Origin of the sequence: Streptomyces vulcanius, assembly GCF_042653945.1 — a bacterium.
Taxonomy (GTDB): Bacteria; Actinomycetota; Actinomycetes; order Streptomycetales; family Streptomycetaceae; genus Streptomyces; species Streptomyces mangrovi.
The window spans coordinates 161333-178264 of sequence record NZ_JBHSFK010000025.1; the positions used below are offsets into that span (position 1 = coordinate 161333).

Genomic DNA, 16932 nt, shown 5'->3' on the forward strand with positions numbered 1-16932 from the left:
CTGCTTAGGAACCAGATCATGACAGATAAAGTCGGCGTACTCGGCAAGAAGACCCCGCAGCGCACCGGTGTGGAACGCGTGGTAAATGCGCCCCTGCCCACGGTGTACGGGAAATTCCAGGCGGTCGGTTACCTCGACCACGACCGCGGTGACGAGCAGGTCGCCCTGGTCTACGGCGAGATCGGCACCGAGGACGTACTGACCCGGCTGCACTCGGAGTGCCTCACCGGCGACGCGTTCGGTTCCCAGCACTGCGAGTGCGGCGACCAGCTGGAGTCCGCGCTGCGCGCCGTCGTCGCCGCGGGCAGCGGCATCGTCGTCTACCTGCGCGGGCACGAGGGCCGGGGCATCGGCCTGCTCGGCAAGCTGCGCGCGATGGCGCTGCAGGCGGAGGGCCTGGACACCGTCGAGGCGAACGTCGCGCTCGGCTTCCCGGTGGACGCCCGCGACTACAAGGTTGCCGCCGACATCCTGCGCGACCTGGGCGTACGGTCCGTCCGACTGATGTCGAACAACCCGCGCAAGCGGGAGGCGCTCGTCGACAACGGCATCCACGTCGCCGAGGAGGTGCCGCTGCTGATAGAGCCCTGCGAGAACAACATCACCTACCTGCGTACCAAGCGGGAGCGCATGGATCACCGGCTGCCCCACCTGGACGCGGTGGCACACTGGTCCTGAGGGGCATCAGCCCAGGGGCCACTGATCCCGGGGGTCACTGATCCCGAGGGGCACTGGTCCCGAGGGTGATCGCCACCCACGGCGTACGTCAGCCCCGGCCTCGGCGACAGGGCCGGGGCCGCCGCCGAAAGGAGCCGCCCGCGTGAACACGCATGCCTCGGTCGTCGTCATCGGCGGCGGAGTGATGGGCACCAGCATCGCCTACCATCTGGCCGCCGCGGGCGTACGGGACGTCCTGCTGCTCGAGCGGGACGAACTCGCCGCCGGCTCCACCTCGAAGGCCGCGGGCGGAGTGCGCGCCCAGTTCTCCGACGAACTGAACATCCAGCTCGGGGCGCGCAGCCTGGAGGCGTTCGCGCGGTTCGGGGAGGAGACCGGCCACGACATCGGTCTCCACCGGGTCGGCTACCTCTTCCTGCTCTCCACTCCGGAGGAGGTCGCCTCCTTCGAGGCGGGCGTCCGGCTGCAGAACGCGCTCGGCGTGCGCAGCCGGCTGATCGACCCGGCCGAGGCACAGCGACTCTCCCCGCTGATCACCACGGACGGCTTACTCGCGGCCGCGTTCTCGCCCGACGACGGCCACTGCACACCGGAAGCCGTCGTCCAGGGGTACGCGGCCGCAGCCCGCCGGTGCGGTGCGCGCATCCTGCGCCACACCGCCGTCACCGGCATCGAGACCTACGGCGACACGATCACCGCGGTGGACACCACCCTCGGCCGGGTCATCACCGACACGGTGATCTGCGCGGCCGGACCCTGGTCCAGGGCGGTCGGCGCGATGGTGGGTGTGGACCTGCCCGTGCAGCCGCTGCGCCGGCAGATCGCCGTCACCGAGCCGATGCCCGGCCTCCCGCCGGACCTGCCGATGACGATCGACTTCACCAGCACCTTCTACTTCCACGGCGAGGGCCCCGGTCTCCTCGTCGGGATGTCCGACCCGGACGAGCGTCCCGGCTTCGCCACGGACACCCACGACCGCTGGATCCCCCGTCTCGCCTCCGTCATGGAACGCCGCGCGCCCGCCCTGCTCGACCTGCGCCGCACCGGCGGCTGGGCGGGGCTGTACGAGCTCACCCCGGACCACAACGCCCTGATCGGCGAGGCGCCTTCGGTATCCCGTTTTCTGTATGCGACCGGTTTCTCCGGGCATGGCTTCCTGCAGGGTCCGGCCGTCGGCGAAGTCGTCCGTGACCTGTATCTCGGCCGCGTACCCTTCGTGGACGTCACCCCCCTGAGCGCCGGCCGGTTCGCGGCCGACGCCCCGCGTCCGGAGGTCAACCGCGTATGACGGATCGCTCGCTGTGGCTGCGCCACGAGGTCCGCTCCACCGAACGCCGCACCCCGATCGTGCCCGACGACGCCCGCCGGCTCGTCGAGGCCGGGGTGGAGCTGACGGTCGAGGACTCCCCCCAGCGGATCTTCCCCGTAGAGGCGTACGAGGCGGTCGGCGCCCGAGTCGCCGAGCCGGGCTCCTGGACGTCGGCGCCGCCCGGCACGGTCGTCGTCGGCCTGAAGGAACTCCCGGACCGGCCCGACGAACTGATCCATCGTCATATCTTCTTCGGGCACGCCTACAAGGGGCAGCCCGGCGCCGCCGCCCTGCTCGGCCGGTTCGCCGCCGGGGGAGGGGCGCTCCTCGACCTGGAGTACCTCGTCGATGAACAGGGCCGCAGGCTCGCCGCGTTCGGCTTCTGGGCGGGCTACCTGGGCGCCGCCCTCGCCGTCCTCCACCACCGGGGCCGGCTCACCGCGCCCCTGGTCCCCACCGGCAAGGACGAACTGGACGAGACCCTGCGCCCGGGCCCCGGCGACGAGGACTTCACCTCGCTGGTGGTGGGCGCACTCGGCCGCAGCGGCCGGGGTGCGCGGGCCGCGCTCGGCGCGGCCGGTGCCGAACCCACCTGCTGGGACCTGGCGGAGACCCTGGACCTGGACCGGCGCGCCCTGCTGGACCACGACCTGATGGTCAACTGCGTCCTGGCCACCACCCCGGTGCCGCCGTTCGTCCGCCAGGAGGACCTCGACGACCCGGCCCGCCGGCTGCGCACCCTCTCCGACGTCACCTGCGACGTGGGCTCGCCCCTCAACGTCCTGCCGGTGTACGACCGCGCGACCGAGTGGGCCGATCCGGTACTGCGGCTGCGCAAGGAACCCCCGCTCGACCTGATCGCCATCGACAACCTGCCCTCGCTGCTGCCCCGCGAGTCCAGCACCGACTTCTCGGCGGCGCTGACGCCCCTGCTGCTGGAGTACGGGGTGAACGCGGCCTGGTGGCGGTGCCTGAGCCGGTTCCGTGAGATGTGCGACGAACTCGGCATCAAGGAAGGCGGGTTCGACCGTGAGCTGCGCTGACCTCGTTCCCGCGACCGGCACCGTCCACTGGATCGGCGCCGGCCTGTCCACCGGCAGCGGCCTGACCGACCTGTGCGAGCGCGCCGCCCGGGTCCGCGTCTGGCACCGCACGGCGGACCGCGCCGCCGAGGCGCTCGACCGGCTGGGCCTGGCCGGGCGGGCCGAACCACGCACCTACACCCTCGACGCCCTCACCGCCGAACTCGCCCCCGGTGACGTCGTGGTGTCGATGCTGCCCGCCCCGGAGCACGCCCCGCTGCTGGCCGCGTGCGTCGCCCGGCGTGCCCACTTCGCCTGCTCCAGCTATGTCTCGGACGCCGTCCTGGAACGGGTGCCGGCCGCCGAGGAGGCGGGCGTCGTCGTCCTCACCGAGGCCGGGCTCGACCCGGGCATCGACCACCTCTTCGCCCACGACCTCGTCGCCCGCGCCCGCGACGCGGTCGGCGCCGACAAGGCGGCCTCCTATCGCCTCACCTCCTACTGCGGAGGTGTCCCGGCCGTCCCCAACGACTTCCGGTACCGGTTCAGCTGGGCGCCCCTCGGAGTACTCAACGCCCTGCGCTCGCCAGCCCGTTACATCGAGGACGGCACGGAGACCGTCGCCGACCGTCCCTGGGAGGCGACCCGCGGACACGTCGTCGACGGCGAGACCTTCGAGGTCTACCCCAACCGCGACAGCGTCCCCTTCGTCGAGCAGTACGGGCTGCCGGCGGCCTGGCGGCCGCGGACCTTCGTGCGCGGCACCCTGCGCCTGGACGGCTGGTTGACGGCCTGGGCCCCGGTGTTCGAGGAGCTGAAGGCGGGCGACGACACCCGGATCGCCGCGCTGGCGCGGGAGTTGGCGGCCACCTACCCGACGACGGACGCCGACCGTGACCGCGTCGTCCTCGCCGTGTCGTTGACGGTCGACGATGGGGAAGGCGACAACAGCGCTGCCTGGTCCGGGAGTTACCTGCTCGATCTGGTGGGAGACGAGCGGGAGAGCGCGATGGCCCGCTGTGTCTCCCGCACCCTGGCCCTCGGTGTCCGGCACGTCCTGGCGGGCGATCTGCCGCCGGGCCTGAACCGGGCGGCGGAGACAGCCGCACGCTCCGCCGGGTGGCTGGGTGAACTCGCGGCCGAGGGGCTGGAGTTCACCCTGAAGGTCGACGGCTGAGGAAACGGAGGGCCGACGGCTGAGGGTCGACCGATGAGGGCCGACGGCTCAGTCGAGCACCGCCTCGTGCACCAGTCGCTTGAGGTCGGGGTAGAGCTTGAGCGACTTCCGCGGCCTGAGCTGGGTCAGGAACTGGACGCTCAGGTCGCGGCTGGGGTCGACCCAGAACGTCGTCGTGGCGACCCCGCTCCAGCCGTAGGTGCCGAGGCCGGACGGGGCCTGGGTGCGCTCCGGGTCGATGACCACGGAGACGCCCAGGCCGAAGCCGACGCCGTCGTTGCCGGGCTCGTCGTGGGCGGGGCGGGCGCCGAAGGCGCGCAGGTCGGCGCCGCCGGGTAGGTGGTTACGGGTCATGAGGTCCACCGTCTCGGGGGCGAGCAGCCGGACCCCGTCGAGCTCGCCGCGGCGGCGCAGCAGCTCGGAGAAGCGGTGGATGTCGTATGCAGTAGCCACCATTCCGCCGCTGCCCGACAGGAAACGCGGGCGGCCGTGCAGCGGCAGCCCGGGGATCGGCTCGATCCCGCCGGCGTCCGTGCCGCCGTACAGTTCGGCCAGCCGGCCGGTCTGCTCCCCGTCGACCTGGAAACCGGCGTCCGGCATACCCAGCGGACGGAAGATCCGCTCCGCGACGAACTCGTCCAGGGGCTGTCCGGAGACGACCTCGATGATCCGGCCGAGCACATTGGTGGACACCGAGTAGTTCCACTGCGTGCCCGGCTCGAACTGCAGCGGCAGCCGCGCGTACGCCTCCACGGTCCGCGCCAGGTCCGATCCCGGCAGCACCGCCGACTCCAGACCGGCCTCCCGGTACAGCGCGTCCACCGGGTGACAGTGGTAGAAGGCGAAGGTCAGACCGGAGGTGTGGGTCATCAGGTGCCGCACCAGGAGCGGCTGCTCGACCGGTCGGGTCCTGATGCCTTCGCCGGAGCCGCCGGTATACACCCGCTGGTCGGCGAAGGCCGGGAGATGGTCGGCGACCGGGTCGTCGAGCCGCAGCCGGCCCTCCTCCACCAGTATCAGCGCGGCGACCGAGGTGACCGGCTTGGTCATCGAGTAGATCCGGTACAGGGTGTCGGCCTCGACGGGCAGTCCGGCGGCGACGTCGCGACGGCCCATCGTGGTGAGATGCGCGACCCGGCCGCCGCGGGAGACCGCCATGAGGAAACCGGGCAGCCGTCCCTCGTCGACGTAGTGGGCGACATGCTGGTCGATGCGGTCCAGCGCCTTCGCGTCCAGTCCGACCTCGCTCGGGTCGACCTCTTGTCGCAGCAGTGCCATGGCTCTCCTCCGGTGCGCTCGTCCGAGGTACGGTCCGTTCGTCCCCTCCCGGACGACCTCAGTGTTCATGGTCGCGTAGGGAACGGGCGTACGGGCCCCATTCGCCGCCGTGACCGGTGTGGGGTGTGTCGCTTTCCGTGACGGCGCGACCCGCCGGGACGGGCCCCCAACGCCCCGGCAGGGCCCGGCAGACGGGCAGCGCGGCCACGGCCGCCAGGCCCAGCACGACCAGCGGCGAGCGGGCCGGGCCCAGCACGGTCAGCACGGTCGCCGCGGCAACGCCCAGCACCGGGCCGACGTTCATCGCCGTCTGCTGCAGACCGCCGGCGACCCCGGCCGACTCGGCGGGAGCCTGCCGTACGACGACATGGGTGGCCGCCACCATGACGGTCCCGAACCCGGCTCCGACCAGCGCGAACCCGGCGCCGAAGGCCGCCTCCCCGGACGCGGCGGCGAGGACGAGCAGCCCGGCGGCCAGGACCGCCGTCGCGCCCGCGACCGTGGCCCGGGCGCCCGCCCGGCGCAGCAGAACCGCGGACACGGGCGCCGCGGCGACCAGGCACACCGCGAGCGGCAGCGCGAGCAGCGCGCTGTGCAGCGGGGTGAGTCCCAGGCCGTCCTGGAGGAGATACACGCAGGTGAACAGCGCGCCGTTGAGGGCCGCCGACACGGTGACCAGCAGGCCGAGCGCCGCGCCGACGGACGGGGAGCCGATCACCTCCCGGGGCAGCAGCGGGTCCGGCGCGCGGAGCTCGTGCCGCACGAAGACGGCACCGGCGAGCAGGGCCGCCACGGCCGACCAGCCCACCTCCGGCAGGGTGACCAGGGCGTGCACCAGGCAGGCGAGCGCCGCCGCGAGCAGCAGTGCGCCGGGGATGTCCAGCGCGCCGCGCGTGTCGGCGGGTGCGGTGGTGGGCTTGGCGCCGAGCGCGGCGGCGCGGGTGCCGACGGGCGTCCGATCGGGGGAGGCGAGGGCGAGCAGGCCGAACACCAGTGTGGGGGCGATGTTGAGGAGGAACACGGACCGCCAGCCGAACTCCGTCGCCAGTGCCCCGCCCACCAGGGGACCGGTGGCCGCCGCCACCCCGATGGCCGCCGTCCGCACGGCGATCGGCGTGCGCAGCCGGTCCGGCGGGAAGGACGTCCGCAGCATCCCCAGCGTGGCCGGCTGCAACAGCGCCCCGAAAGCCCCCTGCACGACCCGCAGCCCGATCACCCAGCCGACGCCGGGCGCCACCGCGATGCCCGCCGACGCGGCGCCGAAGCCGAGCATGCCGACGGCGAAGGTCCGCCGGTGTCCGAACCGGTCGCCGAGCCGCCCGGCGAACACCAACAGGCCCGCCACGGCGACGAGATAGCCGGTGCTAGCCCACTGCACCTCGGCGAGGGAGGCATGCAGATCACGCCGGAGCGTGGGCTGCGCGACGGTGAGCGCGGTCCCGTCCAGGGCGACGACCACCGCCCCCGCCACACTGCTCGCCAGCGTCAGGGGGCGCTTCACCGGGCGTTCTCCTCCGGCCCGAGGTGCGCGTCCAGGGCCGTCCGCAGCAGGGGTACGAAGTCCTCGGCGCCCGTGGCGAGTTGGAGGCTGCCCCAGCGCCACAGCTGGGCGATGCCGTGCAGGTTCGCCCACAGCGCGCCGGCGACCGCGCGGGCGTCGGCGCCGGGGCGGGCCCGGCCGACCAGGTCCACCAGCACGCGGAACAACGGCAGACTGGTGTCCCGGAGCCGCAAGTGGCCGCTCTCCAGCAGATCGTGGCGGAACATCAGCTCGTACATACCGCGGTTGTCCAGGGCGAACTCCAGGTAGGACCGCGCCAGTTCGGTGAGCTGGGCGCGTGGGCCGCGGGGGCCGCCGTCGAGTGCCGACGTCACCCGGACCCCCAGCTCCGTGAAGCCGCGGCGGGCGATGGCCGACAGCAGCTCCACGTGCGTGGGGAAGTAGCGCCGGGGCGCCCCGTGCGAGACACCGGCCCGGCGGGCGATCTCCCGCAGGGTCAGCGCGCCCGCACCCTCCAGGGCCACGAGGTCCACGCCGACATCGACGAGACGCGTCCGCAGACCGGGGTCGGGCTTCTCGGGTTCACTCATAGACACTGTCTACCAGGCGGCGGCAGACGGTGTCTACTCACTCGTTCGGGTGGCTGCCGGAGAACGGAGAACGCCGCCGGACGGGTCGACCCCGGCGCGCCGGGAATGGCGCCGGGTGGGCCGCGGGTTGCTCCGGACATGACTCAGGACACGACACGGAACGCACTGCTCGCGCTCCTCTCCGAGGGCCGCAGCGGAGTACTGGTCACCCTCAAGCGCGACGGGCGGCCCCAGCTGTCGAACGTCAGCCACCACTACTACCCCGACGAGGGCGTCGTCCGGATCTCCGTCACGGACGACCGCGCCAAGACCCGCAACCTCCGCCGCGACCCCCGGGCGTCGTACCACGTGACCACCCCGGACCACCGTGCCTACACGGTCGTGGAGGCCACCGCCGACCTCACCCCGGTCGCCGCGGACCCCTACGACGAGACCGTCGAGGAACTCGTCCGCCTCTACCGCGACGTCCTGGGCGAACACCCCGACTGGGAGGACTTCCGCACCGTCATGGTCCGCGACCGCCGCCTGGTCGCCCGGCTCAGGGTGGAGCGTGCATACGGGATTCCGCGGACCGTCGACACGTGAGTCCCGGGGCGGGACGTGCCGCAGCCCACGGCGCCGCATGGGCGCCGGGGGCTCCGGAGGACTTCGAGAGGGCTTCGAGAGGACGGTGTCAGGCCGTGACGGTCTCGCGCTGCGGGGCCTCGGGCGCGTCCCGTTCGCCCAGTCGCTCGGTCGGGACCTTCGCCGTCTCCCGGGCCGTGAAGGCCGCGATCACCGGCGGGACGCACAGGGCCGCCGTGAACAGCGCCACCGAGAACCAGTCGTCGCCGTCCGGACCCGCGATCTGCGCGGCGAAGGTGACCGCGAAACCGGCCACGGCGAAGCCGATCTGGGTGCCGATCGCCATGCCGGACAGCCGGACCCGGGTGGTGAACATCTCGCCGTAGAAGGAGGGCCACACGCCGTTCGCGGCGCTGTAGACCACACCGAAGGTGACGATCCCCAGGACGAGGACCAGCGGGTAGGAGCCGGTGGAGATCGCCCACAGGTACAGGAACATCGTCACCGCGCTGCCGGCCGCGCCGATCAGGAACACCGGCCGGCGGCCGACGCGGTCGGAGAGCGTCGCCCACAGGGGGATGGCGGCCAGCGCGACGGCGTTGGCCAGCGCGCTCACCCACAGCATCGAGGAGCGGCTCATGCCCACCGAGTCGCTGGTCGCGTACGCCAGCGCCCACACCGTGAAGATGGTGCTGACCGACGCGACGAGCGCGGCCGCGATCACCCGCAGCACGTCGGCCCAGTGCTCGCGCAGCAGCACCGCCAGCGGCAGCCGGACGACCTCGCCGGTGGCCTGCTGGGCGGCGAAGGCCGGGGTCTCGGTGAGCTTGCGCCGGATGACGTAGCCGACGACGGCGACCGCGATGCTCATCCAGAACGGCACCCGCCAGCCCCACGACAGCAACTGGTCCTCCGGCAGCGCGGCGACCGGGATGAAGACCAGGGTGGCCAGGAGCTGCCCGCCCTGTGTGCCGCTCAGGGTGAAGCTGGTGAAGAAGCCGCGCCGGTGCGGCGGCGCGTGTTCGAGGGTCATGGAGTTGGCGCTGGCCTGCTCACCGGCGGCGGAGATGCCCTGCAGGACGCGGCAGGCGACCAGCAGGACCGGCGCGAGGCCGCCGACCTGGGCGCGGGTGGGCAGACAGCCGATGAGGAACGTCGAGACACCCATCAGGATCAGCGTGAACACCATGATCTTCTTGCGGCCCACGCGGTCGCCGAAGTGCCCGAGGAAGAGCGCGCCGACGGGACGGGCCGCGTAGGCGACTCCGAAGGTCGCCAGCGACAGCAGGGTCGCGGTGGCCGGGTCGGACTCGTCGAAGAACACCTTCGGGAAGATCAGCGCGGCGGCGCTGCCGTAGATGAAGAAGTCGTAGTACTCCAGGGCACTGCCGATCCAGGCCGCCGTGGCGGCTTTCTGCGGCTGGCCGGGAGGTGCTTCCGGGGCGGGGACGGACACGGCTTGCTCCTTCGGGGGAACCCCAACGTAGGGGAGTGAGCGGCGGGGCGAAGGGCCGGATCGAGCGGCTAATTAACCCACTGGATAGTTAATGCGCGGTGGGTACGGATGTTGCGCCCGCGTTTCCCTGCTGTCAAGAGGTTGCGCACGCCCCTGCGGAGCGGTCGGCCGAGGGGTCGCGGCCGGTCGGTCGGCGGTTGGAGCCGGTTGATCAAGAGGGCATGGCCGATCGGCCCGAGGGGGCGCCGCCGGTCGACCGGGGAGGGCGAGGAGGGTGCTGAGGGGTGCTCTCGGCTGACCGGGGTCGGCTCCGTCAGTCCGCCGCGCGCTCGGCCGTCAGATAGGCGATGACCATGTCGCCGAGCATGGTCCGGTAGTGCTCGCGCCGCTCCGGATCCACCAGGTCGCGGCCGAACAGGGCGCCGAAGGTGTGCCGGTTGGCCACCCGGAAGAAGCAGAACGAGCTGATCATCGCGTGCAGGTCGACGGCGTCCACCTCCGCCGTGAACAGGCCGGACTCCCGGCCGGCAGCGAGGATGCGGCAGATCACGGCGAGCGCCGGGGAGCCGATCCTGCCGAGTTTCTCGGAGGCGGCGATGTGCTCGGCCTCATGGATGTTCTCGATGCTCACCAGGCGGATGAAGTCCGGGTGCTGCTCGTGGTGGTCGAAGGTCAGCTCGGCGAGCCGCCGGATGGCCGCGACCGGGTCCAGGTGCTCGACGTCGAGTTGCTGCTCGGCCTCGCGGATCACGCCGTACGCCCGCTCCAGGACGGCGGTGAACAGCTGCTCCTTGCCGCCGAAGTAGTAGTAGATCATCCGCTTCGTGGTGCGGGTGCGGGCCGCGATGTCGTCCACGCGGGCCCCGGCGTACCCGGCCCGGGCGAACTCCCGCGTCGCCACGTCGAGGATCTCGGCCTGGGTGCGGGCGGCGTCACGGGTCCGCCCGTTCGGTCGTGCCGGTTCGTCGACGCTGGTCATCGGTGTCCTTCGGACGGCGCGGGTGCAGTGCCGCGATTCTAGAAGGGCCCGGGAGGGCTTCCCCCCGCGCCACCGCCCGGTGTATGACTAACTCACCAGTTCGTACATTAGTCGCCCGTTCCAGGAGGCCGTCCGTGACCAAGGACTCGTATCTCGTCGGGCTGATCGGATCCGGTATCGGCCCGTCGCTCAGCCCCGCGCTGCACGAGCGCGAGGCCGACCGGCAGGGGCTGCGCTACCTCTACCGGCTGATCGACATCGACGTCCTCGGGGCCGCCCCGGACGCCGTCGGCGACCTGGTGCGGGCCGCCCGCGACCTGGGCTTCGACGGGCTGAACATCACCCACCCCTGCAAGCAGCTGGTGATCCCCCACCTCGACGCCCTCGCTCCGCAGGCCGAGGCGCTCGGCGCGGTGAACACCGTCGTGTTCGAGGACGGCCGGGCCGTCGGCCACAACACCGACGTCACCGGTTTCGCCGCCTCCTTCGCACGCGGTCTGCCCGACGTCCCGCTCGAACGGGTCGTGCAGCTCGGCGCGGGCGGAGCGGGTGCCGCCGTCGCGCACGCCACGCTCACCCTCGGCGCCGGGCGGGTCACCGTCGTCGACGCGCTGCCCGACCGGGCGACGGACCTCGCCGCCTCCCTCAACCACCACTTCGGCGCCGGCCGGGCCGCCGCCGCCACCCCGGACCGCCTGCCCGAGCTGCTCGCGCACGCCGACGGGACCGTCCACGCCACCCCCACCGGCATGGCCGCCCACCCAGGCCTGCCCTTCGCGGCCGGGCTGCTGCGCCCCGGACTGTGGATCGCCGAGGTCGTCTACCGTCCACTGGAGACCGAACTCCTGCGCACCGCCCGCGCGGTCGGCTGCGCGACCCTCGACGGCGCGGGCATGGCCGTCTTCCAGGCGGCGGACGCCTTCCGCCTGTTCACCGGCCGGGAACCCGACAGCGCCCGCATGCTCGCCGACATCGCCGAACTGGCCGGCGCCGTCGCCGCCCCGAAGTAACCGGTACCCGGAGGTTCCAAGGTGCGTACGTCCATCGCCACCGTCTCGCTGAGCGGATCCCTCACCGAGAAGCTCACCGCCGCCGCCCGGGCCGGCTTCGACGGCGTGGAGATCTTCGAGAACGACCTGCTCGCCAGCCCCCTCGCCCCCGAGGAGATCCGCGCCCGCTGCGCCGACCTCGGCCTCAGCATCGACCTCTACCAGCCGATGCGGGACGTCGAGGCGGTCCCGGAGGACGAGTTCGCCCGCACCCTGCGCCGCGCCCGGCACAAGTTCGAACTGATGGGCCGGCTCGGCGCGGACACCGTCCTGGTCTGCTCCAGCGTCTCCCCGCTCGCCGAGGACGACGACGCCCTCGCCGCCGAGCAGCTCGCCCGACTGGCCGACCTCGCCGGGGACTTCGGCGTCCGTGTCGCCTACGAGGCGCTCGCCTGGGGACGGCACGTCAGCACGTACGACCACGCCTGGCACATCGTCGAGACGGCCGGCCATCCCGCGCTCGGCACCTGCCTGGACAGCTTCCACATCCTCTCCCGGAGCTCCGACCCCAAGGACCTCAAGGGCATCGCGGACATCCCCGGCGAGAAGATCTTCTTCCTCCAGCTCGCCGACGCCCCTCTGCTCGGCATGGACGTCCTGCAGTGGAGCCGCCACCACCGCTGCTTCCCCGGACAGGGGGGCTTCGACGTCACCGGGCTGGTCCACCGCATACTGCATACCGGATACAGCGGACCGCTCTCCCTCGAGGTCTTCAACGACGTGTTCCGGCAGGCCGAGGCCGGCCCGACAGCCGTCGACGCCCGCCGATCCCTGCTGGTCCTCCAGGAGGAGCTCGGCCGACTCGGCCATGAACTCGGGGAGGAGCAGGGTGTTGCCGCTCTGCCCGCACCGGCCGCCCCCACCGCGGTCGCCTTCGCCGAGCTGGTCACGCCCGACGCCGAACCCGTCTCCGCCCTTCTCGGTGCCCTCGGCTTCGCCCGCACCGCCCGCCACCGCGGCAAGCCGGTCGAGCTGTGGGAACAGGGCGAGGCCCGGGTCCTGGTCAACACCGGCCCGGCCGCCCGCCGCGACGGCACCACGCTCGCCGCGCTGGGCCTGGAGTGCCCCGACCCGGCCGCCACTGCCCGCCGAGCCGAGGCCCTGCTCGCCCCGGTGCTGCCCCGCCGCCGCGCCGCCGAGGACGCCCCACTGGACGCGGTGGCCGCACCCGACGGCACCGAACTCTTCCTCTGCGCGACGAACCGCCCCGGACTCCCCAACTGGCGCGCCGACTTCGAGGACGTCCCGCACACTCCGGCGGCCGCCGACGGCCTGCGCATCGACCATGTCGCGCTCACCCAGCCCTGGCACCACTTCGACGAGGCCGTTCTCTTCCACCGCGGTGTCCTCGGCCTCGAACCGCGGGAGAGCGTCGACGTCCCCGACCCCTACGGACTGCTGCGCAGCCGCGCCGTCACCGGCCCGGGCGGCGGCGTCCGCTTCCCGCTGACCGTCGGCGCGGCCCCCGGCGACGACACCGCCCAGGCCCGGCACATCGCGCTGGCCGCCGACGACGTGGTCGCCGCCGCCCGCCGCTTCACCGCGGCCGGCGGCCGTCTGCTCCCGATCCCCGCGAACTACTACGACGACCTCGCGGCCCGCTTCGAGTTCGCCGACGGCGAGCTGGAGACGTACCGCGCGCTCGGCATCCTCTACGACCGTGACACGCACGGCGTCTTCCGCCACTGCTACACCCACACCGTCGGCCGCGTCTTCTTCGAACTCGTCCAGCGCGACGGCGGCTACCAGGGGTACGGCGCCGCGAACGCGCCGGTGCGGCTGGCTGCGCAGCGCGCGCAGCGGTGAGTTGTCTGCACACGGCACACGGCACACGGCGTACCGCAGACCGTCAACCGCGCACGGCATACCGCTCAATGCATACCGCCGACCGCATGTTGTCTACTGTCGGCTGACCGTCCTCGTCACGCCCGCGGCGACCGTCGTCGCCAGGATCCAGCCGGTGACGATCAGGACGTACGACAGTTTCTGGTACCAGCCGGTGGGGGCGAAGGCGCTCTCCTGCCCGAAGGAGATCACCGGCAGCAGCAGGTCCAGGGTGTAGAAGAAGGGGTCAAAACGGGGTGCCTCGCCCGCCTTGAGGGGGGCGGGGTGGTGCAGGGCGAACGCCACGGAGCCGACCGCGAGCAGCGACACCAGCCAGCCGCCCGCCCGCAGCGGCCGGAAGCCGTAGCCGACGGTCGCGTCCTGCATCCCGCCCCACAACCGCCCGTACCAGGGGAGCGTACGGCGGTGGCGGCGCTGCTTGGCGAGCTGGACCAGCCTGGCCGCCCGGTCGTCGCCGGCCCTCCGGTATGCAGCCGTCAGTTGTTCGTATGCGTGCGGGTCGAACCCCGTGTCGCGCTCCAGCATGGGCAGCCGGCGTTCGGCGGGTTCGTGCGGGGTGAGGAAGGTGTAGGTGAAGTCGAGCAGGCGGACCTCGTCGGGCACCATCTCCGGGTCCAGATGGAGCTGGTTGATCTCTGCGCGGCGCAGGTTGAGCCTGCCCTGGATCCGCTCGCCGTCGCGCAGCCACAGTTCGCCGATCACACAACTGCTCGCGCGCAGCGCGGTGTCGCCCCGATTGGCGAGGGTCGCCCGCAGCAGGTCGACCCGGCCCGGTATCCGCGCGCCCCGCAGATCGATACGGCCCTGAGCCCGCAGCCGACGTCCCAGCAGGTTGGCGCCCACGTCGAGGGAGTCCGCGTCCAGGACATGGGCGCCGGGGTTGCTGAGTTCGGCGTCCTCCAGGTCGAGCGAACCGGCGACGGTGGCGCCGTCCAGCCGGATCAGCCCCTGGGCGCGCAGGCCCCGGGCGCACAGGTCGTCGTCCACGGCGATCTGGTTGAGCTGGAGCACCGGCTGCGCACCGCTCTCCACGGCGATCTCGGCCTCGTCCAGGAACAGCGCGCCGCTGATCTGCGCGCCGTCGAGCCGGACCGGGCCGGAGAAGCGGCAGCGCGTCAGCCGCAGACTGCCGTCGATCCGCGACCGGGTCACGGACAGGCCGGGCATCTCGGAGTCGCGCAGACTGATGTAACGCAGCTGGGCGCCGGTGAGGTCCGGGACGCCGTCGAAGCGGCAGTGGGTGAGATGGACGACGCAGTCGACCGCCGCGTAGCGGAGTTCCAGCGCGCCGACCACATGGGCGCCGCGCACCTTGAGGGCCGCTATCTCGCCCGGTTCCCGGGGGCCGTTGAGGAGCAGCGCGCGCAACACCGTTGCCCGTACCGCCTGTTCGCCCCCCGCGCGGAAGTCGACTTCCGCACCCGTGGCGAAGGCCCGCCAGACTCGCTGTTCGGCCGGTGTCAGATCGTTGATCTCCATCAGCCGCGACTCTGGCGGGCCCCCTGGGCGGTGTCAACCGGCTCGACCCCAACCGACTCGAACCTCACCGGCTCGAACCTCACCGGCTCGACCGGTCGACCGGATGGGCCCGCACGTTCCATTCGGCGATCACGGGTCGCCCGTGCTCGGTCGACAGCCTGCTGACCGTGGCGGTCGCCAGCTGGAACAACCGGCCCTCGGCGGGCGGGAGTCCGAGCCGACGGGCCGTCAGAACCCGTAGGAAATGGCCGTGGGCGACCAGCAGCACGTCCCCGTCGGGGAGGGCCGTGTCCACCCGGGCGAGCACCCGGTCGGCGCGCCGGCCGATCTCCTCGGGCGACTCACCGGGGTGGCCGTCGGAGCCGGGCGGCACACCGTCGGTCCACAGGTCCCAGCCGGGGCGGGTGCGGTGTATGTCGACGGTGGTGACGCCCTCGTAGCCGCCGTAGTCCCATTCATGCAGGTCGGGGTCGGGTACGGCCCAGGTGACGCCAGCGAGTTCGGCGGTGCGGAGCGCGCGGTGCAGCGGGCTGGTCAGGGCGAGTGAGAAGGTCCGGCCGGACAGGAGCGGAGCGAGGGACTTGGCCTGTTCCTCGCCGTGGTCCGTGAGGGGCAGGTCGGTGAAGCTGGTGTGCTGTCCCGACAGGCTCCACTCCGTCTCGCCGTGGCGGACCAGCAGAAGATCCCCCACGTCCGGACTACTCCTTCGTCGACTCGACGGCGTGGCCGCCGAACTGGTTGCGCAGCGCCGCGATCATCTTCATCTGCGGGGAGTCGTCCTGGCGGGACGCGAACCGTGCGAAGAGCGAGGCGGTGATGGCGGGCAGCGGGACGGCGTGGTCGACGGCGGCCTCGACCGTCCAGCGGCCCTCGCCGGAGTCCTGCGCCCAGCCGCGCAGCTTGTCGAGGTGCTCGTCCTCGTCGAGGGCGTTGACGGCGAGGTCGAGCAGCCAGGACCGGATGACGGTGCCGTCCTGCCAGGAGCGGTACACCTCGCGGACGTTCTCCACGGAGTCGACCTTCTCCAGAAGCTCCCAACCTTCGGCGTACGCCTGCATCATGGCGTACTCGATGCCGTTGTGGACCATCTTCGAGAAGTGCCCGGCGCCCACCTTGCCGGCGTGGACATAGCCGTACGGGCCCTCCGGCTTGAGTGCCTCGAAGATCGGCTGGAGTCGTTCCACGTGCTCCTTGTCGCCGCCGACCATCAGGGCGTAGCCGTTCTGCAGGCCCCACACTCCGCCGGAGACACCGGCGTCGACGAAGCCGATGCCCTTGGCGCCGAGTTCGGCGGCGTGCTTCTCGTCGTCCGTCCAGCGGGAGTTGCCGCCGTCGACGACGACGTCGCCCGCCTCGAGCAGACCGCCGAGCTCGTCGACGACGGACTGGGTGGCGGCGCCGGCCGGGACCATCACCCAGACGATGCGGGGCGCCTGGAGCTGCTCGACGAGTTCGGTGAGGTCCTTGACGTCGGAGAGGTCGGGACTGCGGTCGTAGCCGACGACGGTGTGGCCGGCGAGGCGGATGCGCTCACGCATGTTGCCGCCCATCTTGCCGAGACCAATGAGACCGATCTGCATGTCAGTTCACTACTTCCTGAGTTCGCGGTAGGCGGCGACGAGAGCGGCGGTGGAGGGGTCGAGGCCGGGGACCTCCGCCCCTTCCGTGAGGGCGGGTTCGATGCGCTTGGCGAGGACCTTGCCGAGTTCCACGCCCCACTGGTCGAAGGAGTCGATGTTCCAGATCGCGCCCTGGACGAACACCTTGTGCTCGTAGAGCGCCACCAGCTGACCGAGCACCGACGGGGTCAACTCGGGGGCCAGGACGGTGGTCGTGGGGTGGTTGCCCCGGAAGGTGCGATGCGTGACCTGTTCCTCGGGCACGCCTTCGGCGCGGACCTCGTCGGGTGTCTTGCCGAAGGCGAGTGCCTGGGTCTGGGCGAAGAAGTTGGCCATCAACAGGTCGTGCTGCGCGGCGAGTTCACCGCTCAGCTCGGCGACCGGGC

15 protein-coding genes and 1 pseudogene are annotated in these 16932 nt (G+C 72.3%); 7 read left to right on the top strand and 9 right to left on the bottom strand.

Going from position 1 to position 16932, the window contains the following annotated elements:
• Positions 1–18 precede the first annotated feature (18 nt).
• The 4 genes from ribA to ACFPIH_RS33360 all read left to right on the top strand — a co-directional run bounded on the left by ribA (position 19) and on the right by ACFPIH_RS33360 (position 4186).
• Positions 19–678: a GTP cyclohydrolase II gene (ribA, locus tag ACFPIH_RS33345; protein WP_381180695.1), complete on the top strand. Its 660-nt coding sequence runs from the start codon at positions 19–21 to the stop codon at positions 676–678.
• Between the two features lie 142 nt (positions 679–820).
• On the top strand, positions 821–1966 hold the full coding sequence (locus ACFPIH_RS33350) for an NAD(P)/FAD-dependent oxidoreductase (RefSeq protein ID WP_381180693.1): 1146 nt from the start codon (positions 821–823) through the stop codon (positions 1964–1966).
• Positions 1963–3030: a saccharopine dehydrogenase gene (locus ACFPIH_RS33355; RefSeq protein ID WP_381180691.1), complete on the top strand. Its 1068-nt coding sequence runs from the start codon at positions 1963–1965 to the stop codon at positions 3028–3030. The genes ACFPIH_RS33350 and ACFPIH_RS33355 overlap by 4 nt, the downstream gene beginning before the upstream one ends.
• Positions 3017–4186: a saccharopine dehydrogenase family protein gene (locus ACFPIH_RS33360; protein ID WP_381180690.1), complete on the top strand. Its 1170-nt coding sequence runs from the start codon at positions 3017–3019 to the stop codon at positions 4184–4186. Before ACFPIH_RS33355 ends, ACFPIH_RS33360 begins: the two co-directional genes overlap by 14 nt.
• 48 nt (positions 4187–4234) lie before the next feature.
• On the opposite strand, the gene ACFPIH_RS33365 is transcribed toward ACFPIH_RS33360, so the two are convergent.
• From ACFPIH_RS33365 to ACFPIH_RS33375, 3 genes are read right to left on the bottom strand one after another with little or no spacing between them, the layout of a single operon-like run.
• Positions 4235–5464 (bottom strand): serine hydrolase domain-containing protein, encoded by a 1230-nt coding sequence (locus ACFPIH_RS33365; protein ID WP_381180688.1) that lies wholly within the window; start codon positions 5462–5464, stop codon positions 4235–4237.
• Between the two features lie 58 nt (positions 5465–5522).
• A complete protein-coding gene (locus ACFPIH_RS33370; protein ID WP_381180686.1) occupies positions 5523–6965 on the bottom strand; it encodes an MFS transporter in 1443 nt (480 codons plus the stop codon).
• A complete protein-coding gene (locus ACFPIH_RS33375; protein ID WP_381180685.1) occupies positions 6962–7555 on the bottom strand; it encodes a TetR/AcrR family transcriptional regulator in 594 nt (197 codons plus the stop codon). Before ACFPIH_RS33375 ends, ACFPIH_RS33370 begins: the two co-directional genes overlap by 4 nt.
• Before the next feature lie 138 nt (positions 7556–7693).
• Between ACFPIH_RS33375 and ACFPIH_RS33380 the strand changes: the two genes are divergently transcribed.
• Positions 7694–8140, top strand: coding sequence for a PPOX class F420-dependent oxidoreductase (locus ACFPIH_RS33380; RefSeq protein ID WP_381180683.1), 447 nt, complete (start codon positions 7694–7696; stop codon positions 8138–8140).
• Between the two features lie 88 nt (positions 8141–8228).
• On the opposite strand, the gene ACFPIH_RS33385 is transcribed toward ACFPIH_RS33380, so the two are convergent.
• Entirely contained in the window at positions 8229–9575 is a 1347-nt protein-coding gene (locus tag ACFPIH_RS33385) for an MFS transporter (RefSeq protein ID WP_381180681.1), read from the bottom strand.
• Positions 9576–9888: 313 nt separating this feature from the next.
• Entirely contained in the window at positions 9889–10554 is a 666-nt protein-coding gene (locus ACFPIH_RS33390) for a TetR/AcrR family transcriptional regulator (RefSeq protein ID WP_381180679.1), read from the bottom strand.
• 134 nt (positions 10555–10688) lie between these two features.
• On the opposite strand from ACFPIH_RS33390, the gene ACFPIH_RS33395 reads away from it, so the two are divergent.
• Positions 10689–11564, top strand: coding sequence for a shikimate dehydrogenase (locus ACFPIH_RS33395; RefSeq protein WP_381180678.1), 876 nt, complete (start codon positions 10689–10691; stop codon positions 11562–11564).
• 21 nt (positions 11565–11585) lie between these two features.
• Positions 11586–13409 carry a bifunctional sugar phosphate isomerase/epimerase/4-hydroxyphenylpyruvate dioxygenase family protein gene (locus tag ACFPIH_RS33400; RefSeq protein WP_381180675.1) on the top strand — a complete coding sequence of 608 codons (1824 nt, stop codon included), beginning with the start codon at positions 11586–11588 and terminating at the stop codon, positions 13407–13409.
• 93 nt (positions 13410–13502) lie between these two features.
• Here ACFPIH_RS33400 and ACFPIH_RS33405 read toward each other — a convergent pair whose 3' ends face one another.
• The 4 genes and pseudogenes from ACFPIH_RS33405 to ACFPIH_RS33420 form a co-directional block, all read right to left on the bottom strand.
• A complete protein-coding gene (locus ACFPIH_RS33405) occupies positions 13503–14927 on the bottom strand; it encodes a membrane-associated oxidoreductase (protein WP_381180673.1) in 1425 nt (474 codons plus the stop codon).
• Between the two features lie 79 nt (positions 14928–15006).
• The gene (locus ACFPIH_RS33410) at positions 15007–15618 is read right to left on the bottom strand and encodes a histidine phosphatase family protein (protein WP_381180671.1); all 612 of its coding nucleotides are present in this window, start codon (positions 15616–15618) and stop codon (positions 15007–15009) included.
• 7 nt (positions 15619–15625) lie between these two features.
• On the bottom strand, positions 15626–16507 hold the full coding sequence (gene gnd / locus ACFPIH_RS33415) for a phosphogluconate dehydrogenase (NAD(+)-dependent, decarboxylating) (protein WP_381180669.1): 882 nt from the start codon (positions 16505–16507) through the stop codon (positions 15626–15628).
• A gap of 9 nt (positions 16508–16516) precedes the next feature.
• A pseudogene (locus tag ACFPIH_RS33420) lies at positions 16517–16932 on the bottom strand (glucose-6-phosphate isomerase); the annotation flags it as partial.

Excerpts from the sequence above, each read along its gene's own strand:
- ribA (WP_381180695.1), top strand. The coding sequence starts at position 19 with ATGACAGATAAAGTCGGCGTACTCGGCAAGAAGACCCCGCAGCGCACC.
- ACFPIH_RS33355 (WP_381180691.1), top strand. The coding sequence starts at position 1,963 with ATGACGGATCGCTCGCTGTGGCTGCGCCACGAGGTCCGCTCCACCGAA.
- ACFPIH_RS33365 (WP_381180688.1), bottom strand. The coding sequence starts at position 5,464 with ATGGCACTGCTGCGACAAGAGGTCGACCCGAGCGAGGTCGGACTGGAC.
- ACFPIH_RS33375 (WP_381180685.1), bottom strand. The coding sequence starts at position 7,555 with ATGAGTGAACCCGAGAAGCCCGACCCCGGTCTGCGGACGCGTCTCGTC.
- ACFPIH_RS33380 (WP_381180683.1), top strand. The coding sequence starts at position 7,694 with ATGACTCAGGACACGACACGGAACGCACTGCTCGCGCTCCTCTCCGAG.
- ACFPIH_RS33390 (WP_381180679.1), bottom strand. The coding sequence starts at position 10,554 with ATGACCAGCGTCGACGAACCGGCACGACCGAACGGGCGGACCCGTGAC.
- ACFPIH_RS33405 (WP_381180673.1), bottom strand. The coding sequence starts at position 14,927 with ATGGAGATCAACGATCTGACACCGGCCGAACAGCGAGTCTGGCGGGCC.
- gnd (WP_381180669.1), bottom strand. The coding sequence starts at position 16,507 with ATGCAGATCGGTCTCATTGGTCTCGGCAAGATGGGCGGCAACATGCGT.